The organism is Leptospira venezuelensis (assembly GCF_002150035.1).
In the GTDB taxonomy this organism is placed as follows: domain Bacteria; phylum Spirochaetota; class Leptospiria; order Leptospirales; family Leptospiraceae; genus Leptospira_B; species Leptospira_B venezuelensis.
In genome coordinates this window covers 42,227-68,773 of record NZ_NETS01000008.1, presented here as the reverse complement: position 1 = coordinate 68,773, position 26,547 = coordinate 42,227, and the positions used below count along the sequence as shown (strand labels likewise).

25 protein-coding genes are annotated in these 26,547 nt (G+C 39.5%); 16 read left to right on the top strand and 9 right to left on the bottom strand.

Annotated elements, in window-relative coordinates:
- The first annotated feature begins 96 nt into the window (after positions 1 to 96).
- The 7 genes from B1C82_RS04400 (at position 97) to B1C82_RS04370 (ending at position 8,893) form a co-directional block, all read left to right on the top strand.
- The gene (locus B1C82_RS04400; RefSeq protein WP_086446892.1) at positions 97 to 702 is read left to right on the top strand and encodes a MotA/TolQ/ExbB proton channel family protein; all 606 of its coding nucleotides are present in this window, start codon (positions 97 to 99) and stop codon (positions 700 to 702) included.
- 1 nt (position 703) lies between these two features.
- Positions 704 to 1,171 carry an ExbD/TolR family protein gene (locus B1C82_RS04395; RefSeq protein WP_086446410.1) on the top strand — a complete coding sequence of 156 codons (468 nt, stop codon included), beginning with the start codon at positions 704 to 706 and terminating at the stop codon, positions 1,169 to 1,171.
- 86 nt (positions 1,172 to 1,257) lie between these two features.
- On the top strand, positions 1,258 to 4,155 hold the full coding sequence (locus tag B1C82_RS04390) for a BamA/OMP85 family outer membrane protein (RefSeq protein WP_086446409.1): 2,898 nt from the start codon (positions 1,258 to 1,260) through the stop codon (positions 4,153 to 4,155).
- Positions 4,156 to 4,167: 12 nt separating this feature from the next.
- On the top strand, positions 4,168 to 6,369 hold the full coding sequence (locus B1C82_RS04385) for an ATP-dependent helicase (protein WP_086446408.1): 2,202 nt from the start codon (positions 4,168 to 4,170) through the stop codon (positions 6,367 to 6,369).
- A 60-nt stretch (positions 6,370 to 6,429) separates the two neighbouring features.
- Positions 6,430 to 6,867 (top strand): LIC11625 family surface-exposed protein, encoded by a 438-nt coding sequence (locus B1C82_RS04380; RefSeq protein ID WP_086446407.1) that lies wholly within the window; start codon positions 6,430 to 6,432, stop codon positions 6,865 to 6,867.
- Between the two features lie 9 nt (positions 6,868 to 6,876).
- On the top strand, positions 6,877 to 7,728 hold the full coding sequence (locus B1C82_RS04375) for a 3'(2'),5'-bisphosphate nucleotidase CysQ (RefSeq protein ID WP_086446406.1): 852 nt from the start codon (positions 6,877 to 6,879) through the stop codon (positions 7,726 to 7,728).
- 28 nt (positions 7,729 to 7,756) lie between these two features.
- Positions 7,757 to 8,893 carry a glycosyltransferase family 4 protein gene (locus tag B1C82_RS04370; RefSeq protein WP_086446405.1) on the top strand — a complete coding sequence of 379 codons (1,137 nt, stop codon included), beginning with the start codon at positions 7,757 to 7,759 and terminating at the stop codon, positions 8,891 to 8,893.
- Here B1C82_RS04370 and B1C82_RS04365 read toward each other — a convergent pair.
- The gene (locus tag B1C82_RS04365; protein ID WP_086446404.1) at positions 8,870 to 9,292 is read right to left on the bottom strand and encodes a hypothetical protein; all 423 of its coding nucleotides are present in this window, start codon (positions 9,290 to 9,292) and stop codon (positions 8,870 to 8,872) included. The two genes, B1C82_RS04370 and B1C82_RS04365, sit on opposite strands and share 24 nt — an antisense overlap.
- Before the next feature lie 101 nt (positions 9,293 to 9,393).
- Here B1C82_RS04365 and B1C82_RS04360 point away from each other — a divergent pair, with 101 nt between their 5' ends.
- The 4 genes from B1C82_RS04360 (at position 9,394) to B1C82_RS04345 (ending at position 13,681) form a co-directional block, all read left to right on the top strand.
- Entirely contained in the window at positions 9,394 to 9,900 is a 507-nt protein-coding gene (locus B1C82_RS04360; protein ID WP_086446403.1) for a TlpA family protein disulfide reductase, read from the top strand.
- Between the two features lie 166 nt (positions 9,901 to 10,066).
- Positions 10,067 to 12,109: an AMP-dependent synthetase/ligase gene (locus B1C82_RS04355; protein WP_086446402.1), complete on the top strand. Its 2,043-nt coding sequence runs from the start codon at positions 10,067 to 10,069 to the stop codon at positions 12,107 to 12,109.
- 115 nt (positions 12,110 to 12,224) lie between these two features.
- On the top strand, positions 12,225 to 12,905 hold the full coding sequence (locus B1C82_RS04350) for an LIC11631 family protein (protein WP_086446401.1): 681 nt from the start codon (positions 12,225 to 12,227) through the stop codon (positions 12,903 to 12,905).
- 29 nt (positions 12,906 to 12,934) lie between these two features.
- Entirely contained in the window at positions 12,935 to 13,681 is a 747-nt protein-coding gene (locus tag B1C82_RS04345) for a helix-turn-helix domain-containing protein (protein ID WP_086446400.1), read from the top strand.
- A gap of 11 nt (positions 13,682 to 13,692) precedes the next feature.
- Here B1C82_RS04345 and B1C82_RS04340 read toward each other — a convergent pair whose 3' ends face one another.
- From B1C82_RS04340 to B1C82_RS04320, 5 genes are all read right to left on the bottom strand, one after another.
- The gene (locus B1C82_RS04340) at positions 13,693 to 14,175 is read right to left on the bottom strand and encodes a hypothetical protein (protein ID WP_086446399.1); all 483 of its coding nucleotides are present in this window, start codon (positions 14,173 to 14,175) and stop codon (positions 13,693 to 13,695) included.
- Positions 14,172 to 15,227 (bottom strand): questin oxidase family protein, encoded by a 1,056-nt coding sequence (locus B1C82_RS04335; RefSeq protein WP_086446398.1) that lies wholly within the window; start codon positions 15,225 to 15,227, stop codon positions 14,172 to 14,174. Before B1C82_RS04335 ends, B1C82_RS04340 begins: the two co-directional genes overlap by 4 nt.
- A 75-nt stretch (positions 15,228 to 15,302) precedes the next feature.
- On the bottom strand, positions 15,303 to 17,045 hold the full coding sequence (gene ptsP / locus B1C82_RS04330) for a phosphoenolpyruvate--protein phosphotransferase (RefSeq protein ID WP_086446397.1): 1,743 nt from the start codon (positions 17,043 to 17,045) through the stop codon (positions 15,303 to 15,305).
- A gap of 103 nt (positions 17,046 to 17,148) precedes the next feature.
- A complete protein-coding gene (gene lpxC, locus B1C82_RS04325) occupies positions 17,149 to 18,054 on the bottom strand; it encodes a UDP-3-O-acyl-N-acetylglucosamine deacetylase (RefSeq protein ID WP_086446396.1) in 906 nt (301 codons plus the stop codon).
- A gap of 262 nt (positions 18,055 to 18,316) precedes the next feature.
- Positions 18,317 to 18,982, bottom strand: coding sequence for an SDR family oxidoreductase (locus B1C82_RS04320; RefSeq protein ID WP_199775819.1), 666 nt, complete (start codon positions 18,980 to 18,982; stop codon positions 18,317 to 18,319).
- Positions 18,983 to 19,071: 89 nt separating this feature from the next.
- Between B1C82_RS04320 and B1C82_RS04315 the strand changes: the two genes are divergently transcribed.
- From B1C82_RS04315 to B1C82_RS04305, 3 genes are read left to right on the top strand one after another with little or no spacing between them, the layout of a single operon-like run.
- Positions 19,072 to 19,737 carry a TIGR00266 family protein gene (locus B1C82_RS04315; RefSeq protein ID WP_162494903.1) on the top strand — a complete coding sequence of 222 codons (666 nt, stop codon included), beginning with the start codon at positions 19,072 to 19,074 and terminating at the stop codon, positions 19,735 to 19,737.
- An 18-nt stretch (positions 19,738 to 19,755) separates the two neighbouring features.
- A complete protein-coding gene (locus tag B1C82_RS04310) occupies positions 19,756 to 20,427 on the top strand; it encodes a TIGR00266 family protein (RefSeq protein WP_086446393.1) in 672 nt (223 codons plus the stop codon).
- A gap of 3 nt (positions 20,428 to 20,430) precedes the next feature.
- A complete protein-coding gene (locus B1C82_RS04305) occupies positions 20,431 to 21,117 on the top strand; it encodes a TIGR00266 family protein (RefSeq protein ID WP_086446392.1) in 687 nt (228 codons plus the stop codon).
- On the opposite strand, the gene B1C82_RS04300 is transcribed toward B1C82_RS04305, so the two are convergent.
- Entirely contained in the window at positions 21,114 to 22,445 is a 1,332-nt protein-coding gene (locus tag B1C82_RS04300; RefSeq protein WP_086446891.1) for a radical SAM protein, read from the bottom strand. The genes B1C82_RS04305 and B1C82_RS04300 overlap by 4 nt on opposite strands.
- Positions 22,446 to 22,542: 97 nt before the next feature.
- On the opposite strand from B1C82_RS04300, the gene B1C82_RS04295 reads away from it, so the two are divergent.
- The gene (locus B1C82_RS04295; protein WP_086446391.1) at positions 22,543 to 23,745 is read left to right on the top strand and encodes a PQQ-dependent sugar dehydrogenase; all 1,203 of its coding nucleotides are present in this window, start codon (positions 22,543 to 22,545) and stop codon (positions 23,743 to 23,745) included.
- Positions 23,746 to 23,845: 100 nt separating this feature from the next.
- Positions 23,846 to 25,027: a lipoprotein LipL45 gene (locus B1C82_RS04290; protein WP_086446390.1), complete on the top strand. Its 1,182-nt coding sequence runs from the start codon at positions 23,846 to 23,848 to the stop codon at positions 25,025 to 25,027.
- A gap of 232 nt (positions 25,028 to 25,259) precedes the next feature.
- Here B1C82_RS04290 and B1C82_RS04285 read toward each other — a convergent pair whose 3' ends face one another.
- Positions 25,260 to 25,595 carry a hypothetical protein gene (locus tag B1C82_RS04285; RefSeq protein WP_086446389.1) on the bottom strand — a complete coding sequence of 112 codons (336 nt, stop codon included), beginning with the start codon at positions 25,593 to 25,595 and terminating at the stop codon, positions 25,260 to 25,262.
- Positions 25,580 to 26,485: a lipoyl synthase gene (gene lipA, locus B1C82_RS04280; protein ID WP_086446388.1), complete on the bottom strand. Its 906-nt coding sequence runs from the start codon at positions 26,483 to 26,485 to the stop codon at positions 25,580 to 25,582. Before lipA ends, B1C82_RS04285 begins: the two co-directional genes overlap by 16 nt.
- Positions 26,486 to 26,547 lie beyond the last annotated feature (62 nt).

Here is a 26,547-nt window from a genome sequence, read left to right as displayed (position 1 = left end):
AATCGCTGCCGGTAAAAAGGAAAACTTCCTTTTAAAAATCGTTTGGCAGGGACAGCCGAGTTGGAAACCCTACTCCTTGGAGAACCTCAAGCCGATATGATCCTTGCCAAAACAGATTCTTTGGTTTCCATTATTCCACCGGAAACCGTACCTATTCTGATCCTTCTTGTTTCTATAGTAGGATTTACAATCATCATCGAAAGGCTGATCTTCTTTTCTCGCTGGAAGTCTATTACTCCGGACGATTGGAGAAGGGTAAAAGATCTACTCAGAGATAAAAACTACGACTCCGCTTCCGACTTAATGAGAAGTCTGAGCCAAGGTCCGGTCTCCCAAGTTTTACAAGCTGGTATTACTCAGTTTAAGAAAAATGCATCTTCTGTGGATGATGAAATTTTAACCCAAGGTTTAAATCAGATCCAGAGAATGGAAAAATTCCTTTCTCCGTTAGCTACGATAGCTACCATCTCTCCACTTTTGGGAGTTTTGGGAACTGTTCTTGGGATCATACGTTCCTTCGCAGAAGGATCCGGAACGAGAGGAGCAGAGGTCGGGATCAGTGAAGCATTGATTACCACTGCTATGGGACTCGCGGTTGCAATTCCAGCTTATATTTTCCATAACTTTTTTCAAAAGAAAAAAGAAGATGCGATTTCCGAAATGGAAAGTCTATCCGAGCAGGCGCTTAGGTTTTTAAAGTAAGATGAAATTTAAAAAATGGAGTCGGGGAGAGAGCGGAAGTTTTAGGGCAGGCCAGATTGAGCTTGCTCCTATGATTGACGTTATTTGCTTCATCGTAATTTATTTTTTGATGAATGCAACCTTGGAGAAATCCACTGTTGTGAAAATAGAACTCCCTAGATCTTCTAGCACTGCTCAGGAAAAGAAAAAAGATGAATTGGTAATCACTGTCAATAAAGACGGAAAAATTTTCCTAGATAAAGACACTGAACCAGTACCTTTAGAAAAACTGACTGAAAAGATAAAATTGTTCAATGGCCAAAACCAAGGCGACGACAAAGACAAAAAAGAACAGAGTAAAAATCGGGTGATTATCAGAGGAGATGGTGCTGCAAATTACCAAACCATCGTTAAGGTAATCGATAAAGTGAACGAAGCCGGAGTAACAAGATTCAATCTTGCGATGGTTCGTCAACCGGGAGGTCAGTGATCCGCTCAGGTGGATCTAAAGACTTATTTCGAGAAGGAAAACGGTCTCGATTTTAAATAAAGCCTTATGGCGATTTCAAAAGACTCTTGAAACGAAAAGTATCTATATATAAATCCTTTGCCGTTATTTTTGTAAGCGGATTCTTTTTTTACTCCGGCGAGATCTCTCAACTTTTCTCCAAAAAGAGTGATTATTTCGGGAAGATCGTACGAGAAATAAAATTTAGCGGAAATAAGAACACATCCGATTCGGATATCAGTGGTCTTTTGGAACTCCGAACAGGTAAACTCCTCACCAAAGGAATTATTGACCGAGACTTAAAGGCGTTATTTGCATCCGGATTTTTCTACTTTATAGATATCAAAGCTGAAGAAATGGAAGGTGGAGTTCGGGTCATTTTCGAACTCAGAGAAAGACCTAGAGTCAAAGATGTCGAATTTATCGGAGCAGATGAAGTATTTCCCGCGGATCTCCGAGACAAAATGCCTCTTAAGGACAATGAAGTAATTACTCCACAAAAGGTTACGAAGTCCAGAGATGTTATATTACAAAAATATAAAGACGAAGGATTCTTCCTGGCTTATGTAAAAGTAGAGCTTGGAAAGCCCGATCCAAAAACAAACTTAGTTAAGGTCCGCTTCATCATCGATGAGGGCGAAGAGATTCCTGTTGCAAAGATCAATATCTACGGGAACGAGACTATCGAAACTTCAGAGATCTTAGGTCTTATGGAGTTAAAAGAAGAAGGCCTATTTGAAGGTGGTAACTTCAAAGAAAGTTCATTCGAAAAAGATAAGGAAGTTATCCAGGCTTATTTAAGAAGTAAGGGATACCTGGACTCGGAGTTGATCCGAGAAGGTACTAACTGGGAGATCCACTGGGAAAACCCCGAAAAGAAAAATAGAAGGGTAATCATAGTCAATATCAAACTCTTTGAAGGGCAGGTGTATTATTTTAACGGATATACTGTAGCTCACGATATGACTACAGATGGGGACGGAAGACCGATCTTCTTGAACAAAGAAAATAACCCCCCTGAAACTCCAAAAGACAAATTAAAACCACTATTTACGGTCCCTGAAATCGAAAAATCTTTAGATTATAGTGCCAAAGATGCGGGAGAGATCTTCGATGAGACTGTATTCTCCAGAGATAGAGCTACAGTAAACGAACTCTATGGTTCCAAAGGACATATTTTCGCACAGGTCATTCCAAGAAGAAAGATCGTTTCTTTGGATTCAGAAAGTTTGGAATATTATGAAAATTGCGCCTCCAGAAGAACCGAGGTGGAGAAAAAATCCTGCGAGGAAGAATATAAACAATTAAATATCCGTAAATTAAGAGAAATTTATAGAGATAGTCCAGAGTTGAGAGGGCGTAAATTTGTTCATGTGGATTTTACTATCCGTGAGAACAATTTGGCTCAGATCGAAAACGTAATTATCAAAGGTAATAAGAAAACCCAGGACAAGGTAATTCGTAGAGAGTTACTTTTTAAACCTGGCGACTTATTCGATTCTAGCTTAGTAAACCGTTCGCGGGAGAGAATCTTCAACCTAGGTTACTTCAAAGAAGTGAACTTTAACATGAGACCTGGTTCGGATGATACCAAAATGAATCTTGTCATTGAAGTATTAGAACAGCCTACCGGAACAGTTTCTATGGGTGGTGGTTACGGAACTATCACAGGATTTACCATCTTTACTGAAATTGGTGAAAACAACTTAAACGGAACTGGTCAAAAGGTATCGGGTCGTTTGGAATTTGGACCTTACCGTAGATCCTTTCAGATCTCTTGGACAGAACCTTGGATGTACGATACTCCTTGGTCGCTTTCCCTTTCCATGTTCTATTTCTCTCGAACCATATTTTTAGGTTCTACTTCTACGATTTCCATTTCTGATAGTACAACTTCTCCAACTGTTGAAAATGCTACCTACGATAACAACGGTTTGGGGGTCACCATGGGTGTGGCTCACAGGCTCGGGACCAACTGGACCCATTTTCACAGATATACTCCTGCATTTTATTCATATTCCAACCCGACTGCACTTGTGTCGGATGCAGTTTTGGCTAACGTAAGAAGGGGATGGCAGTTCCGTTCTCAGGTTACGAATGGTCTTGCTTATGATATCCGAGATAACGTATTTGCTCCAACTCGTGGTTATGATCTTCTCTTTCAGGTGGATAACGTAGGACAGTATCTTGGTGGATCTTCTCACTTCGACCAATATAGGGTCTTAGCGGAATATTATCATACTTGGTTTGACTTCACTTTTGGAGGTTTGATCCGAAACAACGCTCTTCGTAGATGGAGAGTAGTTCAGGAATTCAGGACCTCTGATACTTTTATTTTCCAAAGGGCTCCGATGGGTGGATCTCATAATCAAGATCCTGTTCAAGATCCTTATATCCGTCCTCAGGATTTACTTATCATCGGTGGTTATGAATCTTTAAGAGGTTGGTATTATAACGACCAAAAGTATCCAGTTGAATGGAGAGATGGGGCTCAGCATCGTCTTCTCTTTGATACAGAGATTCGTATTCCAATTGAACCAAGCTTACTATGGCTTGTTGTATTCTTGGATGGAGGTGCTCTATATGAGCAGACGAATCGTGCGGTCGGAACTAAAAAAGATTATTTCGAATCTTATGATAAGAATAAGGCGGATCAGATTGCTGCTAACCCGATCGGTTGGTACATCCAAAACAATTTCAATTTGCAGAATGGACGTAAGGCTGACGTAACATATGACGAATTGAATAATCCAGGAAGATTGATCCTATCGGCGGATAACGTTGCAATGGATAGAATGAGATATTCCTGGGGTGTGGGTCTGAGAGTCCAAATTCCTGTTCTTCCGTTGCGTATTTACTTCGCGCAGAAATTAAAGCCTACCGGAAATTTCTGGGCACCTTTTGAAAGATACGAATCAGATAACGCATTTCAGTTCGTATTTGGTATCGGTGATTACCGATTCTAAGGAGTTTCAGCTTTGTCAATTGATCTAGTACAAGGCTTGAACGAACCTCAAAAAGCCGCAGTCGAAAAGTTAGAAGGTCCTGTTTTAATATTAGCAGGAGCAGGTTCTGGAAAAACTAGAGTAATCACTCATAGAATTGCAAACTTGATCCTGAATAAAAGGACAGATTCAATCTGTGCACTCACTTTTACCAATAAAGCCGCCGCAGAAATGTTGGAAAGGGTGGCAAAACTGGTGCCCTCCATCCCATGGAATGTGCAGATTAAAACATTTCACTCTTTATGTTTGTATATTTTAAGAAGAGAAACTACTTACTTAGGTATGCCTTCCGGGTTTACTGTTTATGATTCTGTATTACAGGAATCTTTAATTAAGCAAGTGATCAAGGATCTGCATGAGGATCCTAAACAATACAAACCTTCCTCTTTAACTGGGATATTTTCATCCTGGAAAGATGGACTTTCCGATTCTGATTCGTATATTCGAAAAGAGAATTTTTCTCATAGATCTCAAATGATTTCAAACATTTACGAAGAATATGAAAAACGTAAGAAGAAGAATCAGGCCTTAGATTTCGGGGACTTAATCCAAAAGACTGTACAATTATTCAAAGAGAATCCGTCCGTTCTAAAATCGTATCAGGATCGATGGAACTATATCATGGTGGATGAATACCAGGATACAAATAAGGCACAATATACATTGGTACGTTTACTTTCCGGAGATAGGGGGAATCTCTGTGTAGTAGGGGACGATGACCAGTCCATCTATTCCTGGAGAGGCGCAGATATTACGAATATTCTAAATTTCGAAAGTGATTTTCCGAATGCTTACGTAGTAAAATTAGAAGAAAACTATCGTTCTACTTCTCGGATCATACGTGCAGCTTCCAAGGTGATCGCAAATAATAGTGGAAGAAAAGAGAAAGAATTATTCACAAACAATGAATTGGGAGAACCTATCTCCGTTTCACAATTCGAGAACGAAACCGAAGAAGCATACGATATCGTAAAAAAAATTAGGGCAGGTTCTGCAAGAGGTGCTGACTATAAAGATTTTGCGATCTTCTACAGAACGAATGCACAGTCCAGATACTTCGAAGAAGGACTTAGATCTTCCGGTATACCATACAAAATTTTTGGTGGTTTTAGATTCTTCGACCGAGCCGAGATCAAAGATATGATCGCATATCTCAACGTAGTTGCAAATCCTATGGATTCCAATTCTTTATTAAGAATTGTGAATACTCCTCCTAGGGGAATAGGCGAGGCAAGCGTGGAGAAGATCAGGACATTCTCCTTAGACAAAGGAATTTCTTTCCTGGAAGCGATAGGACATCCAGATCTTCCCTTAAAAAAAGCAAGTTTAGGAAAAGCCAAAGAGCTTTATCATCTATTTGAAGATTTGATCGATCGAAAAGAAAAAGGAGAGCTTCCGTCCAAGATCGCTTTGGAGATTGTAGGAAGATCCGGTTGGATCGATTATATGGAAAGAGACGCTCATGATGAGGAAGCAGTTTCTAAAGTAGAGAACGTAAGAGAGTTCGTTAACTCAATCGAGGAATACGAGTCCAGAGAAGACTCTCCGAACTTGGAAGAATATCTGAACCAGATCAGCCTTCTTACTTCGGAAGAAGATTCAGCTCAGCTTACTGATTATGTTCATCTTATGACTGTCCATAATGCAAAAGGACTGGAATTCCCTACAGTATTTCTGACCGGTTTGGAAGAAGGGACCTTCCCCCATTCTATGAGTTTGGAAGAACCGAATGGAAAGGAAGAAGAAAGAAGGCTTTTTTACGTGGCATTGACCCGAGCTAGAGTGAAATTATATCTCAGCTATTCCAGGACCTCTCGAAAATTTGGAAAAGTGGAGGACAGGATCCCATCCAGTTTCCTTCCAGAAATTCCATCCGAATGTTTTGGAGAAGAAGGTATTTTCGCCCAAAAAGGTGTTCGCAGACCATCTGGGCCTCCTACTGCTTCTTCTGGAGCTTATAAAATCCCAGAAACTACTCACGAAAGGGAAGATTCTTCCAAACCTTTGGGAGAAGAGTCAGATATCCGAGAAGGAGATAAGGTCAAACATGCCCAATTTGGCCTGGGACAGGTGATTTCTGTCCAGGGAACAGGCAAAAACCGCAAGGTAAAAATTAAGTTTGGAGGCTTGGAGAAAAACTTTTTCCTTGCCTATACCCCCTTAGAGAAATTATAACAAGGGGGAAAGTTCGCCCCTAAAAATACCGATATTATTCACAGGAACATAGGAGAAACAATGAAACGGATCGTAATACTATCCTTGGCCATCTGCCTCGGGACCCCATTGTTTGCTGGAAAAGTCAGCGGTTTAGTAGAAGAATTTAATAAAGTAGAAGAATTTAATAAGAATCGAAAAGTATCTGAATCCGCTAAAAAAGCGTTACTAGAAAAAAATCTTCTCTCCGCTTTAAAATACAGCCTTCATCGTAAATACTTGGATTATAAGGAATACACTAAGGATCTAAAAGCGGATTCTATATCATATGAGCCTCAAAAGGGAACTTATGGAGTATATGTAAAATACAAAACTTATATCGTATTTTACAGTTATCTAATGGATCCGGAAATTTATCTGCAAACTCCTATCAACGAGGTATTCTATGTTCGTCCTGATAATTTGGACGAAGAACCTCATAAAGAAGATAAACAACCAGCACAGCCTGCCGGAAAATAATCTTCTTTCATGCGATTTCCGGAAGAAGCGGAATTAGTTTCTAAACTTGTTCTGGAAGCCGCAGATCGGATCTTTTCCATCTATGGAACAAATTTCCATGTGATGGAAAAATCCAAAGGAGATCCTCTCACCGAAGCTGACCTGCAAGCAAACGAGATCATTGCAGGCGGTATCCGCAAAATCCTAAAAGACAAAGTTTATTCGGAAGAAGATTCAGACTTTTCTCATTCTTCTCTACAAGGCGAAAGAGTTTGGATATTGGATCCAATTGATGGAACCAGAGAATTTGTAGCTAAAAATCCAGAATTTGCGATTAGTTTAGGACTCCTGGAAGAAGGTAGACCTGTTTTTGGGATCGTGATGAATCCCGCAACAGGGGAATTTTTTTGGGGTCTGGAAGGTAAGGGTGCATATTATACAATCTTAAAGCCTCCTTTTAATGAAAATAAGATAGATTGGGAAAATACTTTTTATCTTCCGAAATTTGAATCTTCCGAACTTCCGAAAATCCTAGTTTCTATTTCTGAATCGAAAGCAGGACTTTTCAAAAAATTAGATTATGGAAATGATTTTGTATTAGAGTCGAAAGGTTCCATTGCCTATAAACTTGCGTTAGTAGCAGTTGGAAAATATCCTTTAACACTTTCTCTTAGGCCGAAAAACGATTGGGATGTAGCAGGAGGAATTGCGATACTCCGAGCTTCCCTTGGGAAAGATCTGGAAATTCGTTCTGGTAAAGATTATCCATTTTTAACATCTAAATTGGGAATAGGTTTACTCGCTGGAGAATCCGGACTTGTGACTCAGATTTGGGAAAAGTTTAAAACTTCCCTACAAGGTTCAGTCAGGGATCGTTGGTAAATCAAACTTAGAAAAGGCAATTCATTCTTTGTCCAATTCAAATAGAAAAAAATACAAGATTGCCCTGGACGCTAGGCCATTATCCACGCCAGTTTCAGGTGTGGGCAGATTGATCGAATCCGTTTTGAAAGGTTTCGAGAAAGATCCTGATTTTGAGTTTTACCTTTTTTCACATAGACCTATTCATGAAGGTTATAAGGATATATTCAAAAATGCGAATATAAAACCGGTGATAGGACAAGGTTTATTGTCTAAAAAAGGAGGGATCTACTTTGCATTTTATCTTCCTTTTCAACTCAGAAAATATGAGATCGATCTATTTTGGGGAACTCAGCAGGTTTTTCCGCTATTCTTATCTAAGAATATTCCAGGGGTTTTAACGTATCACGATTTTGTAGCTTATCGTTTTCCCGAAACAATGAGGTTTGTCGCAAGATTCCAGCAGCTTTTCTATCTAAGAAGAAGTATTCAAAGAGCGGATTTTATTTTGGCAAACTCTGAATTTACTTCTTCGGAGATATTAAAGTATTCTTCCTTTCCAAAAGATAAAATAGATATCATCTATCCTGGATATGATCCTAAAGAGATCCAAAAGATTAAAACACCTCCTACAAAACGGATTTCTAAACTACCTAAAAAATTTTTCTTAACTGTTTCGACATTGGAGCCGCGTAAAAATTTTGGAACACTTCTGGAAGCTTATAAGGAAGCTAAAAAAGAAAAATCGGAGCTGGTTTGGGTTCATGCTGGAAAAGAAGGTTGGGAATCTTCCGAATTTTTGGAAAAATTCAGAAAGGCATCCGAGTCAGGAGAACTTTACTGGTTTGATTTTGTAAGTGAAGAAGAACTGAAATATCTATATTCCCAAGCAAGCCTTTTTGTTTTTCCTTCTATTTACGAAGGATTTGGAATACCACTATTAGAGGCGCTTGCTTATTCTCTTCCTTGTATCGTTTCCGATCTCGAAGTATTTCAAGAAATTGCTAAAAAATCTTGTGTATATATTTCTCCCAAGTCAGTTGAAGAATGGAAGAATGCAATTTTAGATTTTCAGAAGAAAAAGTTCAAGTTTCCTAAACCTGATCTCAGAAGATTTGAAAGAAAAAAATCTGCTGCATTAGTGAAAAAGATTTTTAGAGATCTAGTTTCTTCTAAAAAAGTTTAAGATTTTCTGGAAGAACGATTTTGTTCCTACTTCTATCGTTCCAGAAAAAATAATATCGGTAGCAGATTTCCAGTGAGTATGGATGCGGTTTTTGTCCAAGGCCTGAAAATAAATTTGCTCGGTTGGGCTTATCTTCCAAACGAATAGATCTTCTTTTCTTTCCCAGGAATGATCAGACCAGTCAGTACAGATTCTTTCTAGAGCTTTGTTGGATTTTAGTTGTAGGATTAATCCTTTTTTAGGATCCAAAAATGCAGAAAGAGTTGGTGGCTTTTTAGATACTTCTCCCAGGGTTCCTGAGTCGAAATGGATTCCTTCTCCGCGGAACTTCCTTGCTTCCAAATAAGAATGGAATTCTGAAAATTGGAAAAAATAATTATAGATCCTGGTTTCTTCCAAGGCTGAAAACCTTGTACAAGTTTTTGAGCTAGTCTCTTTAAAGCAAGGTAGAATTGAAGTAAATGACTTGTAGCTTGGATTCTTATTTGTAAGCTGGAAGTATGGTTTTTAGAAAAGCCTGGCCTATTTTCCTTTTTCTTTCTTCTATTTTATTCTTAAACGATTGCAGGTCGGATGAGCAACCATTGCTCTACCAAGTTACACTTCAGGATTGGGACGGGAATTCTCATAAATTTTCGGAAGACAAAGGCAAGTTAGTGGTCTTGGATTTCTGGGCAAGTTGGTGTGAGCCCTGTAAAAAAGCAGTCCCAGTAGTCGAAAAGCTGAGAGAAAAATTGAAAGAATCTCCAGCAGTTGTATTCGGTGTGAACACTGAGGACGATCTAAGTTTACAAGAGATCAGAAAAGCAGCTTCTGAATTTGGAATGTTATATCCGAGCCTTTTGGACCCGAAATGGGAGCTTGTGACCCCACTTAAAATTGAAGGACAGCCAGCATTATTCGTTTTTAGTAAATCCGGAAAGAAACTTCATTCCCAATATGGGATTTCTGAGAAAGATCTACCAATATTGACCGGAAGACTAAAAAACTGGCTCGAATCTCCTTAAAATTGCGCTTTATCCATAACGATCGTGTAATAAAAGCCAAACTCCGACTGGTTTTAAAAAAAAGGATTTATCTTTAAGCATTTAGTTTGAATCTGGAATCAGATTCCCGGTAGGTGTTGCCGGACATCATCCATCTTTCCATTTCATTTCAGGAGAATTTCCATTCATGGCTGAGAATCTCGCCCAATTATTTCGTGAGTCTGCAGAAAAATTTAAAAATCAACCTGCTTTCTTATACAAAGATGCGCAAAAAAATTATTTGCCGATCAACTATTCTGAGTTATACGAAGCAGGTGTAAATCTTGCCGAGGCTTTGATCGAACTTGGTATTCAATCCAGAGATCATGTCGCGTTACTCGCTGATAACCGTGTAGAATGGATCATTGCAGATTACGGTATCATTATGACCGGTGCGGCTGACGTTCCAAGAGGAACAGATATCACTGACTCTGAGATCGTGTACATCGTTAGCCACTCAGAATCCGAAGTAGTATTCATAGAAAACGATAAAATGTTGGAGAAATTCAACAGAAACAAATCCCAGCTCGGAAAAGTTAAAACTATTATCCTAATGGATAAAGAATCTGAGGCACCAGGCGTTCTTAAAATGTATGACCTGATCGAAAAGGGAAAAAGTTTGAGAGCTTCTGGTTCTCGCAAGGTCGAAGATAGAGTTGCAGCTATCAAACCTGAAGATCTTTTTACATTGATCTATACATCAGGAACTACAGGTCTTCCTAAAGGTGTTCAATTAAGACATTCTAATATGATGCACCAGGTATTGAACGTAACTCCTATGTTAAAGATCAATGCTGAAGCAAAATTACTTTCTATTCTTCCTGTATGGCACGTCTTCGAAAGAGTTGTGGAATATGTATGTATCAGCATTGGTGCAGCTACATATTACACAAATGTAAGGGATCTTCGCCAAGACTTAGCAACTGTGAAACCTACTTTCATGGGTTCCGCTCCTCGTCTTTGGGAAAATATTTACAACGGTATTTATACAAGGATCAACGATCCAAGCCAAACTCCTGCGCTACGTCGTGGATTATTCAAATTAGCTTACTTCTTCTCTGATAAGAAAAACGCTGCAGTTCGTTTTATCACAGGAAAAGAAGTGGATTATCACGGAAGAAATCCAATCACTTCCTTATTTTATGGGATCTTAATGTCGATCCAATTGGTTTTAACTGGACCTTTCACATTGACAGTTGCTTCTTCCATAGCGGCTTATCTACTTGCTTCAACGGAATTTTCTTTCTTAAGCCTGCCTTTATATATTCTGGCAGGACTTGGAGTATTCTTCAATAGTGCAACTCTTGATAAGATAGTTCTTTCTAAGATCAGAACTGCTACCGGTGGAAGACTGAAAGCTTCTATTTCAGGAGGAGGAGCGCTTCCTCGTCACGTAGATGAGTTCTTCAATAATATTGGTATCAATGTATTGGAAGGTTACGGTATGACTGAAACTTCTCCTGTGCTTTCTGTAAGAACTTTCCAAAAATTGATTATAGGTTCTGTAGGTTCTATCGTTCCTAAAACTCATCTTCAGATCAGAAATGATAATAACGAAGTTCTAACTGAGATCGACGCAAACGGAAAAGTGATCAAAGGCAAACTAGGTCGCAAGGGTGTTGTATTCGTAAACGGTCCTCAAGTTATGAAGGGTTACTTCAAAAATGAAGAAGCTACTTCTAAGGCACTTGTAGACGGATGGATGAATACCGGTGATATGGGGATGATCAATTTTAAAAATACCTTAACACTTACCGGAAGAGCAAAAGATACAGTGGTTCTGTTAGGTGGAGAGAACGTGGAGCCGGTTCCTATCGAGAACAAACTCCAAGAATCCGTTTATATCAGTCAGTGTATGATCATTGGCCAAGACCAGAAAAACCTGGGAGCAATCATTGTTCCTGACTTTGAAAAGTTAGGGGAATGGGCTAAAGAGAACGGAGTAGATATTTCTAATAAAGACGCTTTGAACGAAAACGCCAAAGTTGTGGATCTATTCAGAAAAGAGATCAAAGCTCTAAATAATGCTAAGAACGGATTTAAGTCCTTCGAGCAAGTGACTCCATTCTTTATCGTTTCCAAACCTTTCGAGGTAGGAGACGAGTTAAACAATATGTTGAAGATGAAACGTCACGTAATTGCTGAAAAATACGCTGATAAGATTAAAAAAGTCTACACAACGGATAAATAATTCTCTTAATATGGGTGGATAGCCCTTAAAAAGGAAAGAAGAAGCCTCGATGTTTAAACCGGGGCTTTTTTTTTACCCTGCGGGGAATTTTACAAGCCGCCGATATTGAATATATATGGCGAAAACGACTCTTTCCAAACCCAGTATTTTCGAACCTTATGGTCATTCGGACCTATATGCTTTGGACAACCTTTATTTTTCCACATTAAGGGAGAAAGAGGTCTGGGATTTTTCGAGAGTTCGAGACTTCTCAGTCTTAAATTTGGGATTCGTTTTAGCACGCGCAGAATTAGGATTTCAAAAAACCGGAAGCCACTTAGAGATAAAAAATTTAAGCCCTTCGTTTAGAAAGGGACTTTGTTTAAGTTCAGGTTGGGATCAAACAGTCGGGATAAAAATTGATTCTTTCTTACCTAAAGTATTCGGCTCCGAAAATTTGTGCGTATATTGCAGATTAGATGAAGTTGAAACGGATATAACTTTCAGGAAGTTTTTTGGTTCGGAAGGTTTCGTATTGGAAGGGAAGTTGAAAGATAAGAATTATCTCATCCTCTTTTCACACGAAAAATCGGAAGATAGAAATCTTCCGTCTATTCTTAAAGAAATATCAAATTTCAATTCGGATAAAAAGATAGAAGGAAATTTTTTTCTTAGGACCGAAAAACAATCGTATTTAAATTTTTTAAAACCAAAAGAATCATTCGGACCTTTATTCTTACAAGAAAAGAAGATAGAACAGAATCCTTTTTTGTTTTTAAGTTTAGAATTTTCCGAAATATCCTCGCAAGAAAAGTAATTCTATCTATAGTGATATAGGCTCCTTCGATGAAAATATTCGTTTGGAATTCTAGATCATTACTGATTGGAAATATTTCGGAATTATCCTTTCATTCGGATCGTTCTAGCTATCTTCTTTCCAATTTAAATTCAGGAACTTTCAAAATTCGAAAAGAGGGACATCCTTGGGAATCTTTTCATTCTATTTTAATTCCGAAAGGACTGAGTATTGATTTTCTCGGAAATGGCTCTACAATTGCGGCCTTGAGCACAGATCCAAAAGATGTAGAAGATCATTTTGGATCTTACTCGTCGGAAATATTTTTTGAACCGGTTGAACTTGGCGAAAAATTCAAAACTATCTCTAATGAGCTATTTTATTGTCCCGAGGATCGAGAAAAACAAAAAATATATTTAAACAAATTGGATGTTTTAATCCCACCGAAATTTATCTCTAATGCCACAGATCCAAGGATTTCCTCAGTGGTGAATAAGATCTCCGAAAATTTATTAGAAAATCTGAATGCAGCAGAGCTCTCCGTATTTGCGGGACTTTCAGTATCCAGATTAGAACACCTTTTTAAAGAACTGGTAGGAATTTCTATAACCGAATTTAGGAATTGGCAAAGACTTAAGAGCGCCACCCTTGCCATTTCTCAGGGAGAAAATTTGACGGATGCAGCTCACGCCGTAGGTTTTTATGATTCTGCTCATTATGCGAATTCATTCAAAAAAGCGTACGGCTTTTTTCCTTCTCAGTTTTTAAATTCTAAAACAAAGTTATACCTATTCTGAAACTAATTTCGTTATTTTTTCCTTCCTAAATATATTGCGCCCAGTCCAAATAAGATTCCAGAGATCGAAAATAGAAATGATTGTATTGGTAAAATGGATGCAGAAATCCCGAAAATGAGAGAACCTAAAAAGGAATAAAAAGAAAATTTTATTTTTGAACTAATATTTCGGATCCTCCAACTAAAAGTGGTTGCCCCCAATAAAAGAAAACTGGCTCCAACAAAATATGGATTCGTTTCATATAAAATGAAACCTCTGCTAAGTAAAAGTAAGGAAGAAAACAACGAAACAATAAACGCTAAAAATTTCAGACTTCGAAGAGGGATCTCGAATCGTAAATATAGCCCTATAATCCCTAAGAAAAGAAAGCTATCTATAATGCAATAGAAGGTTTCCTTACGTATGATCTGAAATTCTATTGGAAAGGATGCGAGTATCCGTAATGATCCTCCAATTATTAAGAATACTCCGAATATATTACTTTTTCCGATCACTTTGTTTTCTCCAGTAAGCGGATCGCTTTTTCTGCAGCTAAATAATAGGTAGAATCCGGGCAAATATCGTTTTCTAATAAGCAAGCCTCTGTTAGCTTGATTGCATGCTCATCTCCATTTTCCACAGCATTGTCGATTAACTCTTGTTTTGTTTTAGAATTTGGCTTTGTTATATCGAATTTTTTGGGATCGCCAAAGCTTGCATATAGGGACGAGGAAGATTGCCATCCGTATTCTAATAGTTTCTTCTTTGTTTTTTCGGATACATAAGGTAGTAAATGTCGGATAGAAACAATACTTGTGACTCCGTGAGTAAAAACGATTGCTCCTAAAGTATCGTGTGCATTCTCTAAAAATATTTTTGCGAATGTAAGACTAAGTTCCGATATCGTCACCTCTACGGATCCAGACAGATCAACTATGTCGATTACTTCTGCAAAATAAGGATTCTCATCTAAATCCTTTAATGCTCCTACAATTGTACCATTGTATTTTCTCGCTTCCTTTGGCACGATTTTGACCTTAGAAATGGCAACTTCAGGTCTTAGTTTTAAAATGTCTGAATTTTCTTTTGTGGGAAGAGTTTGGTACGTAGAGGCCCATCTGCCCAGTCCTTCCGCTAATTCTCTTAAACGAAGTTCTGTAACTAATCTGGAAAGATTTCGGACAGCATGACCTACTCGTATAATTCCATGAGTCGCGTCCGAGCAAAAACCGGGAGAAAACCTTTTTACCCAAAGATCTAAAATATCCTTCCAATCTTTTTGTTTCAATTCCGTTTGAAAGAAGTTCACCCAATCGGTGTTTCTATCCGTGTTTCCTAAAGCGGCTTTATAATTTTCTTCCGTGATTTCTTTTATAATCGGCCCTTTGGGCTTAAATTCTGATTTATATGAATCTAACCAAGCTGGGATCTTTTCAGGCCTTCCTAAGGAGTAGAGCGCCTCGATTACCATCGTAGTATGACTAGTCAGTCCGTTTTTTAGATCTGCGGAGTAATTTAGGATGTCTTCTAATGCGATATCTAATCTGTCGTTTGAATACTGGATCATACTAGAAAGGTAGCAGTATTTATAGGATCATGCTTGTAAGAATCTGCTAAAACTTTCTATTTTGGAGTAATTTGTTTATTCGAGATGTTTGCTGAATAAGAAGGCCTCAATCGCTTCGTAGTCCTCATTCTCAGAAAGTTCCATAATTTTTTTCAAAAGAAAGTTCGCCTGTTTTAGACTTACGGATCCTAAAATTTTACGGATTGGTCCTACGAATGGAATTGAGATTGAAAGTTCCCTAAATCCCATTCCTAACAGTAAGATCGTAAAATTTGTGTCTGAAGCAAGTTCACCGCAGATACTCAATGGTTTTTCGTATTTCCAAGCAGTTTCAACAATTTGGACCAAAGCTCTTAAAAAAGAAATATGGAATGGATTGTATAAAGAAGAAACATTCACATTGTTTCGATCTACTGCCATTAAATATTGTAATAGATCATTTGTGCCTACAGAGAAAAAATCCACCTCTCTTGCTAAAACATCCATAGAAGATACAGCAGAAGGTGTTTCCACCATCACTCCAATTTTGATCTTCTTGTTGAACTTTTCTTTTTTAGTCGTAAGTTCTCTTTTACATTCTTCTATTATCTCTTTTGTTTTCTTGATCTCTCCTAGATTTGTCACCATAGGAAGCATTATACTCAAATTTCCATAAGCGGAAGCTCTAAGGATAGCGATCAATTGTTCTTTGAACCATTCTTGATTCTGGAGACTATACCGAATTCCTCTATTGCCCAAAAATGGATTCTCTTCAAATTCTCCTGTGGAAAATTTATCAGCACCTATATCAAAGGTGCGGATATACACCGGGTTTGGATCCATTCCTTCTGCAATACGTTTATAGGCTAAGAATTGCTCTTCGCCTGATACGTTTTTGTCTTGGTATTTTAAGAATAATGACTCCGATCTGAAAAGACCGACGCCGTCTACATCCGCTTTTTTCGCAAGCTCGCAATCGGTATCCGATTCCAGATTACATTTTAGTCGGATCTTGATTCCGTCTTTTGTGACTGCTTTTTTCGGTTTTATTACCTTTGTCTCAAAGCTTAAAGGAGAAGAGGCACCATAATATTTCACTTCTTCTATCGTAGGATTTCTTACGATTTGCCCCGTATCCGCGTCTAAAAAAACATATTCAAAATCGTTAATGTTTCTATAAAATTCCTTTAGGCCAACTATGGTTGGGATTCCGTAGTTTCTGGCAAGGATCGCCATATGTCCAGTTTTTCCGCCAAGATCCGTGGCAATCCCTCGAATTCTACTCTTATCCATCAGAATCATCTGAGAGGGAGTCAATTGTCTTGCGACTAAAATCACGTCCTCTGATTGATCTGCTAAGAAAGAAACTTCTTCCTTTTTATCTAATAAGTTTTCTAAGATCCGATTGGAAATATCTTGGAAATGATCTGATCTTTCTCTGAAGAATGGATTGTCCAAACGAGTGAACTTGTCCGTGAGTTCGTTGATCGTATTTTGGACTGCTAAAAATGCGTTTTCATTGTATTCTTTGATCCGATTTCTGAACGAATCTTGCAGCCCTGGATCTTCCGTAATTGTGACCTGGGTTTCTAAAATTTCTTTTAACTCTCTGTCTTGTTCCCTAGCTTTGAGACTAGTGATGATAGATTTTAATTCTATTTTGGAAGAATCGAGTGCGTTAGATAGTTTTTTAAGCTCTTCCGTTTTTTGGCTCTCGTGGATATAAGCGCCGTGAGCAAGATGTCTTCTCTTTGTTCCGACTTTTACGCAACGACCGTAAAATCTGCCGGGAAAAGCGACTATTCCCATGTATGTACTTCTTTTCCCGCCGCCATTCATAGATGAATATCCGCAGGTAGAAATACAGTAGTTTAGTGAATCGACAAGTCTTTTATAAATCTAGGATATCCCGCCCCGAACAGAGGCGCGATATCGAATATTTTTAGACCATTGCAGCTTTTCTATTGAAAAGAGGAATACGACGGCTTTTGTATTTACCCAATTCGTTTCCAGTTACTGAACTCATTACTAATTTAGCCATGGAAACATCGAGTGCGTGGCCCGCCTTGGAAGCTAAATAATGTCCTATAATAGGTCTTCCGGCAATAGAAAGGTCACCTACCAGGTCCAAAATTTTATGGCGGACGCATTCATTCTCATATCGAAGAGATTCGTTCAGGTATCCGTCCTGGGTAAGGACGATTGCGTTGTCCAGAGAACCTCCCATTGCAAGACCCCTCGCTTGTAGAGCTTCTACGTCTTTTAGGAATCCGAATGTTCTGGCTGGCAAGATTTCGTTTTTGAGGACATCTCTGTCCAGGTCGATTGTGATATTTTGGCCTTTTAGAAGAGGATGAGGGAAGTCTATTGTGTAGGTCACTTTCCAGGTTTCGCTTGGAAGGATCACAAGGTATTTATCCCCATCTACCACCCACATTGGGTTCTTTACATAAATAGGTTCGATTTTCTCTTCGAATTCTGTATAGCCTGTGCTTTCAAAAGCCTCTAGGAAAGGAAGGGAGGATCCGTCCATAATTGGAACTTCAACGGAGTCGATTTCCAAAATCATATCCGTAATTCCTAAGGAGAATACCGCAGCCATCAGGTGCTCTACGGTTTGGACTCTGTGGAGCCCGTCTCCAAGTGTGGTTGCGTTACTCGTATCTACTACATTGCTTAGTTCTACAGGAATGGAGGCTTTATCTTCTCCCTTTCTGTATTCAAAGACTATACCTGTTCCTACAGGAGCAGGGTGTCCGACCAGATTTACTTCCTTGCCGGAATGTAATCCGATCCCCTTAATTCTAACTGTTTCTTTAAGAGTTTTTCTATGTTCTGTGAAATTCATCATTTCCTACCCCGGAAACTTTCGCTTCCGGAATCCATTCGCTTTGCACTGGGCTCTTTACTATTGGACGTTTGGGAAATCCAAGTCCAAAATTAACCCTTTAGGACTATAGAAGCAATATCCATGCCAGGTGCAGTGCAAAAAGATGATTTTAGACGGGCTTTATAGCTCGGTACAGAGACAACTAGACATAATTTGAAAGAAATTTCTGTACTTCTGTCTCTTTTTTACAACAGTGTTGTTTTAGGGAGACAGAATCCATTTACCATGGTAACTCTTCCCCGTTTTGATGAAAGAATCTTCCGGACCTTTCTGGACCTAGTTTTTCCACCAAATGTGCCAGTCCCTCGGCCGCGTCTCTCGGTGGAATTCCTTGTCTTCCAGTCATTTCGGTGGCTACCATTCCGGGGTGGAATATACCTACAGAAATCTTTTTAGGTGCAAGGTCGCGAGCCAAACTGACTGCCCCTGCATTTAGAGCCGCTTTGGACATTCTATATCCGTAATAGGCGCCAGATGTATTGTCTGCGATGGATCCCATTCTGCTAGTAATAAATATCAATTTAGAGTTTGGACCAAGTCTAGGAAGAAGTAGACGACTTAGCCTTATCGGTCCGATTGCATTTACCTGGATCTGGGTTTCGAGCTCAGTGAAGTCCACACTCTCTAAATTGTCCGGGATAAGGATTCCGGCGTTATTGATGAATACGTCCAGCTTGACCCCAGTCAAAAAACTGGAAAGAGTATCGAAACTTTGACTTTGGGTCAGATCTAGGCCTTCAAAAACTTTTACGCCGAGCCTGCGCAACGGTTCTGAACTTTTTCTACAAGCTGCGTAAACAGTGTAACCTTTTTCGGAATATAAATTGGCGAGCTCTAGACCGATTCCTCGATTTGCTCCGGTGATTAAAATATGTTTCATTGGGATTAATTTCAAAAAGAAGAAGTATAGAAAGATATAGTGGCCATCGGGAATCGATTGACGGTTTGGAAAATATTTTCCAAAGTTTCCCGCGTATGCAATTCCAAATCTCTCATAAACCTTCCTTCTCCTTATTGAAACTTAGATTAGGCCCTGGTCAATCGATTAAATCGGAAGCCGGAGCCATGGTATACATGAGTTCCCGAATGGGCGTGGAAACCAAAATGGGAAGCGGTTTTCTTTCGGCACTTTCTCGAAAAATTTTCGGAGGAGAATCATTCTTTTTCAATACTTACACAGCTCCTGATTCTGGTGGAGAGATTGGGCTCGCTCCTGATCTTCCAGGTGATATCATAGATCTGGATCTGAATGGAAAAAGTATTTTTGTACAATCAGGATCTTATCTGGCTTCCGATCCAGGCATCCAAGTTGTTTCTAAATTTGGTGGTCTTCGTTCTTTATTTGGAGGAGAAGGTCTGTTCTTATTAGAAATTTCCGGAACCGGAAAGGTATTCTTAAGTTCTTATGGAGCTATCATTCCAATCCAAGTTCAAGGAAATTATACTGTAGACACGGGTCATATTGTTGCGTTCGAAAATTCTCTACAGTTCAAAGTGGGAAAAGCCGGTGGAAATTGGAAATCCACACTTTTGGGTGGAGAAGGTCTGGTCGCAAATTTTTCGGGTAACGGAACTCTATGGATCCAATCAAGAGTGCCATCTGGATTTATCAGCTGGCTTACCAAACTTCTTCCAGTTTAACAAACATTAGGAATTATAATGAATATCGAAGTTTTATACAAACCATCTTATTCCGTAGCGAAAGTTAATTTAAGTTCCGGAGAATCTATCAAGGCGGAAGCGGGAGCTCTTATGAGTATGAGCTCTCATATCCAAATGCAAACTAGTAAGGCACAACAAGGAGGATTATTCAAATCCCTGAAAGCTGCTTTTTTAGGAGGAGAATCTTTCTGGATGAATACATTCTCCGCGTCACAACCTGGAGAAGTATTACTTGCTCCGACACTTCCTGGTGATATCGAAAAACTGGACTTAAATGGAACTATCTTCATTCAATCCAGTTCCTTTCTCGCTGCAAAACCTGAAATCGATCTAGATACAAAGTTCCAAGGACTAAAAGGTTTTTTTAGCGGGGAGTCTTTATTCTTCTTAAAACTTTCTGGATCCGGTCCTGTTCTTATCTCAAGCTATGGCGGGATAGAAGTGTTGGATGTGGAAGGTGAATTTATAGTAGATACAGGCCATATAGTCGCATTCGAAGAAGGTCTACAATACGAGATCACTAAGTTTGGAGGTTGGAAATCATTCTTCTTGGGTGGGGAAGGTTTAGTCGCCAAATTTAAAGGGAGAGGAAGGCTTTGGCTCCAATCCAGAAATGTGCCTACATTAGGCGCTTGGTTCAGATCTGAATTACCACCTAGAAAGGAATAATATATGAAATTTGAAATATTAGCAAAACCTGATTTTCCCATCTTAAAACTTAATATGAATTCTGGAGAATCCATCCGTGCGGAATCCGGAGCGATGGTAGCAATGTCCCCAGAAGTCAAAATGGAGACCAAGGCCCAAGGCGGAATATTCGCGTCTGCAAAAAGAGCATTGTTCAGCGGTGAGTCCTTCTTCCAGAACACATTCACAGTAGAAGGTGGAACTGGGGAATTATTTTTAACCTCAGCCACACAAGGAGACTTAGAACATATAACCCTCAAAAACGAAGAATTGATCTTAAGTAGAGGAGCCTATGTTGCAGGTGGAACCGAGCTTGTGATAGACAGCAAATGGGGAGGTTTCAAAGGATTTTTCGCGGGAGAAGGTTTATTCTTCCTAAAAGTTTCCGGAACAGGGGACCTTTTCTTTTCTAGCTTTGGAGCAATCCACCAAGTAGATGTGGATGGAATGTACATCGTGGACACAGGGCATATTGTAGCATTCGAACCTAGTTTGGATTATCATATAGATAAAGTGGGCGGATTAAAATCTCTATTCTTATCCGGTGAAGGACTTGTAGCTAAGTTTTCCGGTAAAGGAAAACTATATCTACAAACTAGAAACCAAAACTCTTTCGCTTCTTGGGCAAATACCTGGAGAAGAGTGCAACGTTCTTCAAATGTGGGGGATTAAACCCTTCCTGGATAACCAATCACATCCATAAAGGCGGATACAGAGAATACCGCCTTTCCTGGTCCTGGTTCTCCGTAACCTGGAGGAACTGGAAGATTATATTTTTCGAATGTAGACTTCCAGACTGTGAGTAATTCACAGAAATATTCCAGTGGAGGACCAGCCTGTGTTCCTAAAGTTGTATAAGGTTCAGGACACCAAGCGGTAAATCTAGGCATGATTCCCTTGGACATGAAGAAGTCCAAACCTTCTCCCGTTGACTTGATTGCTTCAGCAACTGTTGCAAATCCCCAAGGCCTCGAAAGTTCTACTCCCCCTACAAAGTTCGGGATTACATAAGAAGGCCCAAAAATTTCTGCAGAGTCTACAATCCTTCTGATCCAAGTATCTCTACCAATGTATGCTTCTTTACCTGGACAGATTTTTCTGAATAGTTCCGGTTCCCATACTTCGTAGTTCGGATGATAAACTTGGATACCTGCGTCTTTGAATTTTTTGCAATCTTCATTTTCCCAAGCTTGAGAAACGATTTTGCCCATCCATCTTCCAGGGAATCTTTGTTCGATTGCTTGTGCGTATTCTAAATAAAAATCGATCTCGTTTTTCTTTTTGAGAGAAGTGATGACAGAACCACCCGTGATCGTGTAAACTTTTGCGATCTCGTCTTCCGCATCTATCCAAGACAGAACTTCTAAAATATCTTCGATATCTTTAACGCCTGTGTACGGTCTGCCAGCATTCTTCTGTTGTCGATAGTTATGATTGATATCGCAGTAAGCACATTCTTCGTCTTTACCAAAGTATTGGCAGTTGCGGAAAACTGTTAAGTAGATCAAGTATCCCCATTCGATTACAGGTGCTATCTCTCCAGGGATTTTTCCTGATTTGGTTTTGTGTCTGTACCAAGCAGGCTTAGGCGGATATTCCAGCTTTCCTAAAAATGTTTCGTTTAAATAAAGACCAGGTATGCCTTCGTCTTTTTCTCCAGCAGGGATACGTTTTACTTTGTAAGGTGATTCCGGGTTATTACGAGTAGAAACTACAGTAGGTAATAAATCGAAATAACCTCCTGTGATCTTGATCTCTTCTGGAGCCTTGGAATCAGTTCCTTCTTTCATATCAGCAAGTGGAATATGGTCGAAGGAGAAGATGAAATAATCCTTTGTCTTATAATCTCCCTCTATCTGAAAAGATTCAGGAAGAAAATGGATCCCTTGCCTCAGAATATCCTGCTTCAGAATTGCTTCGAATGGGATCTGTTTATATTTTTTTTCCATTTCCTCTAACAAGGCAATGGAAGATTCGGGGCGAAGGGTACTCGTGCTCATCTTAACTCCAGACTGGTTTACATGGGAGTTTTGGCATCTAGTTTTTGGCTTTTTCATCCTTGACTGAGAGATTTCAAACTGTATTTTTTCTGCCAGAATGAGACGATTTTGCAATAGGTTCTTAACCTTCTCTCTATTTCTGGGACTCTCCTTACTTTTCGCAGGCTCGGACACCTATCTTCTTGCCAAAACTAAAAAACAAAAACCTACAAAGGTAAGCGGCACCGAATACGTTTTTGGTTGGACCCCGGTTGCTTCCGGATTTAAAGAAATCACTGATATACAATTCCATCCAAGTTTACCGGGAGAGATGGTTGTATTAGAGAAGAAGGGAAAAATCCTTCTTTGGAATTTTGAAAGTAAGCAGCCCAGGCTCATCGCAGATTTTACAGGAAATGTTGAGACGAGATCGGAAGAAGGTTTACTGGGTCTTGCATTTCACCCTAAGTTTTCCGAAAACAAACTCTTTTATATCAACGCGGTTTCAAAGGAAGCTGGTAAAGACCAAACATTCATTTTAGAATTTAGATGGGATGATTCTAAGGTCATTCGTTGGCAGGATCGTAAAAGGATCTTATTAAGAGTGGATCAACCTTATTCCAATCATAATGCGGGTCAGTTAAGCTTCGGACCAGATGGAAAATTATATATTGGGTTTGGGGATGGAGGCGCAGGAGGAGATCCATACAAACATGGGCAAAACACTTCTACTTATCTAGGCACCTTGATCCGAATAACACCTAATCTGGATTCAAATGCTCCTCCATATAAAATTCCGGAAGACAATCCTTACAAAAACTCACCAGGCTTTTTACCCGAGATCTGGGCTTATGGATTCAGAAATCCTTGGAAGTTTTCCTTCGATACCAAAACAGGAGATCTATATCTTGCGGACGTAGGACAGGATGATTGGGAAGAAGTAGATCTGGTTCTAAAAGGCAAAAACTATGGATGGAATATAAAGGAAGGATTTCATTGCTTTTTACCTAAGGATTCTTGCGAAAAACCAGGGTTAACCGATCCAATCTTGGAATATGATCATGATTTAGGGCGTTCTATCACAGGTGGGTACGTTTACAGAGGGAAAAATCTTTCCAAATACTTTGGGTGGTATATTTTTGCTGACTTTGTCTCTGGAAAACTGCTTGGTTTTCCTACCGAAGCAGAAGGTAAAAGGAAACTAACTGTATTAGGGGATACTCACTTCCTAATTAGCACATTTGGCCAAGATTTCACAGGTGAGCTGTATTTTGGTGATTTTAGTTCAGGAAATATCTTCCAAATTGGAAAAAAAAATTGAAATAAATTGAAAATCCCAAATCCATAGATGTTAACCCAATATAGATCGGACTGCCTCCACCGCGGTTTCTGATTAATCTCGATCAAAGAAGGATAGGGGTATGAATAAGATCATTTCCGTTGCATCGGCCGTCCTAATGGTCGGTCTGTTGACATCCGGAGCTTGTAAAAAGCCTGCGGAGAACGCGGATTCCGCGAACGCAAAACAGAGCCAACCATCGGCAATCGTAGTATTTAGCGTAGGAGAAGCAAAAATCCAACACGCTGACTTAACTGAAGACAAAGCTAGTCTTGGAACCGTCCTTAAAGAAGGGGACAAGGTTGAAACCAAGGCAAAAGCGAAAGTCGATATCCAATTCTCCGATGGATCAGCTGTTCGTTTAGCTGAAAAATCAAGCTTGGAATTCTCCGCTCTCGCTTTGAATACCCAAGGAAACACTGACACTAGATTGTCTTTAGTTTCTGGAAAAGTTTTCGCTAAAGTAAATAAAGCAAGCAAAGACGATCAGTTTTCTGTAGTAACTCCGACCGCAATCGCGGGAGTTAGAGGAACTTCTTTCGTTGTAGATCGTACTAAAAACGACAGATCTGTTGTAAAAGTATTAGAAGGATCCGTTGCAGTATCTCCAAGAGTTCGCGCTCTGGAAGGTGCAAGTGCAGAAGAAATTTCTGCCAACGCAGAATTGCAAAAGATCAAAGCTTCTTTAGACAAAGCTGAAGTTATCTTAGAAAAAGATGAGTCTTCTATAGTAAAAGCTCCTGATAAAAAATTCGGCGAGAAAGAACTTACTAAGCTAGACGCTACTTTGGAGAAAGACATTCCTAAAGCGGTTACTAAATTAAGTGGCGCTGGAGTTTCCAAAACCGAAGAAGAAGAGATCAGAACCATCGTTACTCTGGACAAAGACACTACCGATAAATTAGTAAAACTGAATATCGATCCTAAGTCTGGTAAAGTAGACGAAGCTACAAACGCTGCTAATGAAGCTGAGAGAAAGAAAATCGAAGAAGAATTAGCTAAGCGTCAGGCTGACGAGCTGAAAAGATTCAAGAACGTTCTTGTTTCCGCTCCTAAAAACCTGAAAACCAATAAGGATCTTGTAAACTACTACGAAAAACTGGAAAAAATCGTACTGGCTGATGGCAAAACTACCATCATCGGAGCGATCGTAGACCAGCAAGGTAGTACAATGATCGTCCATACCGAAGACGGTATTAAGAAGATCAACCAGGATGATGTAAAAGAAGTTATCTACGACTTCCAAACTAAATCCGAAAACTAATCCACAGGCACAAGCTTAAAGGTGGAAAAATCCCGGGTTACCGTAAGGTGGCTCGGGTTTTTCTATTTATGGGCACGGAGTTTTTTCGCACAGAGCACACAGAGTATTTTTCTCACGCAGAGACGCCAAGACGCAGAGGTTTTTTAGAACCACTAATTCAAAATATTTCTCTGCGGCTCCGCGCCTCTGCGTGCCAATAAATCACTGGGCCTCGACAGAACTCTGCCTCCTCTTACCTAGACTTATGATGAGGATGGGTATCCAGGTAATGATCCCACAGTTTCAGGATCATCGTTGAAATTTCTTCCAGATCTAAAACTAGAACCTTATCCTTGTAATTTACCAGAAGTTTCGTTCGGCCGAATTTTTGGATCTCTCCCCATTCCACTCTGAAACCTGGAATTAAACTAATGGCATCGAATAGAAGATCTTTGATCTCCATTTTAGAAACATGACCATCTTGTTTTGAAAGGTAAGATAGGACAGAATGGAAGATGATTTTTTTCATCTCTCCAGGTTCCGGAACGTCCGGAAGTTTATCTTTGGTTCTTTTTAGTTTGCGAACCACGGCACTTGCTCGTCCGCGTGATAAGAACTTCTGACCAAAGGTCCGGAGAATACGGTTCTGAATCCTAAGGCTTTTCCGAATTCTTTCAGATCCTTGAAAACTTCCGGACGAATATATTCACTGACCGGAAGATGTGTAGGAGTAGGTTGTAGATATTGTCCTAGAGTAACCATTTGAACACCAACGGATCTTAGGTCTTTTAAAGTCTGATGAACTTCTTCTAATGTTTCTCCAAGCCCCAAAATCAACCCACTTTTGGTTAATAATCCTCGCTCAGACGCGTGTTGTAAGACATCCAAAGATCTTTCGTATTTTTTGGCGGGAGCTACAGAGGGAAATAATCTCTCCACTGTTTCTAGGTTATGATTGAATATGTCTGGCTTGGAAGAATATACGATCTCTAAATTTTCTTCCCTCATTTTGAAATCAGGGACTAAAATTTCAATTTTGCATTCAGGCAATCTTTCTCGAATCAGCTCTACAGTTCTCTTGTAATGAGCAGCTCCCCCATCTGAAAGATCATCTCTATTTACTGATGTGATTACTACATGATTGAGACCTAAAGCTTTTGCGGATTCTGCTACTCTTAAAGGTTCTTCTGGATCTAATGCGAGTGGTTTTCCAAAGGCAACATCACAGTAGGAACAACGTCTTGTACAAATATCTCCTGCAAGCATATACGTAGCGGTTTTTCTGGACCAACAATGGTTTAGATTCGGGCAAGAAGCGCTCTCGCAGACAGTATTGAGTTTTCCTCCTTCAACGGAATTACGGACGAAATCGACCGGATTTTCCTTTTCACGGAAAGGAAGCCTAACCTTTAACCAATCCGGTTTTTCGGGAGCAGGTTGGTATGCATTGGATCTTGGCTTCTTTTTAAGAGGATTCACCCTTAAAGCCTCTATCCGAGTCCGAAAAGAGTCAAGTGTTTTGGGTAGCCGGAAATAGGTGG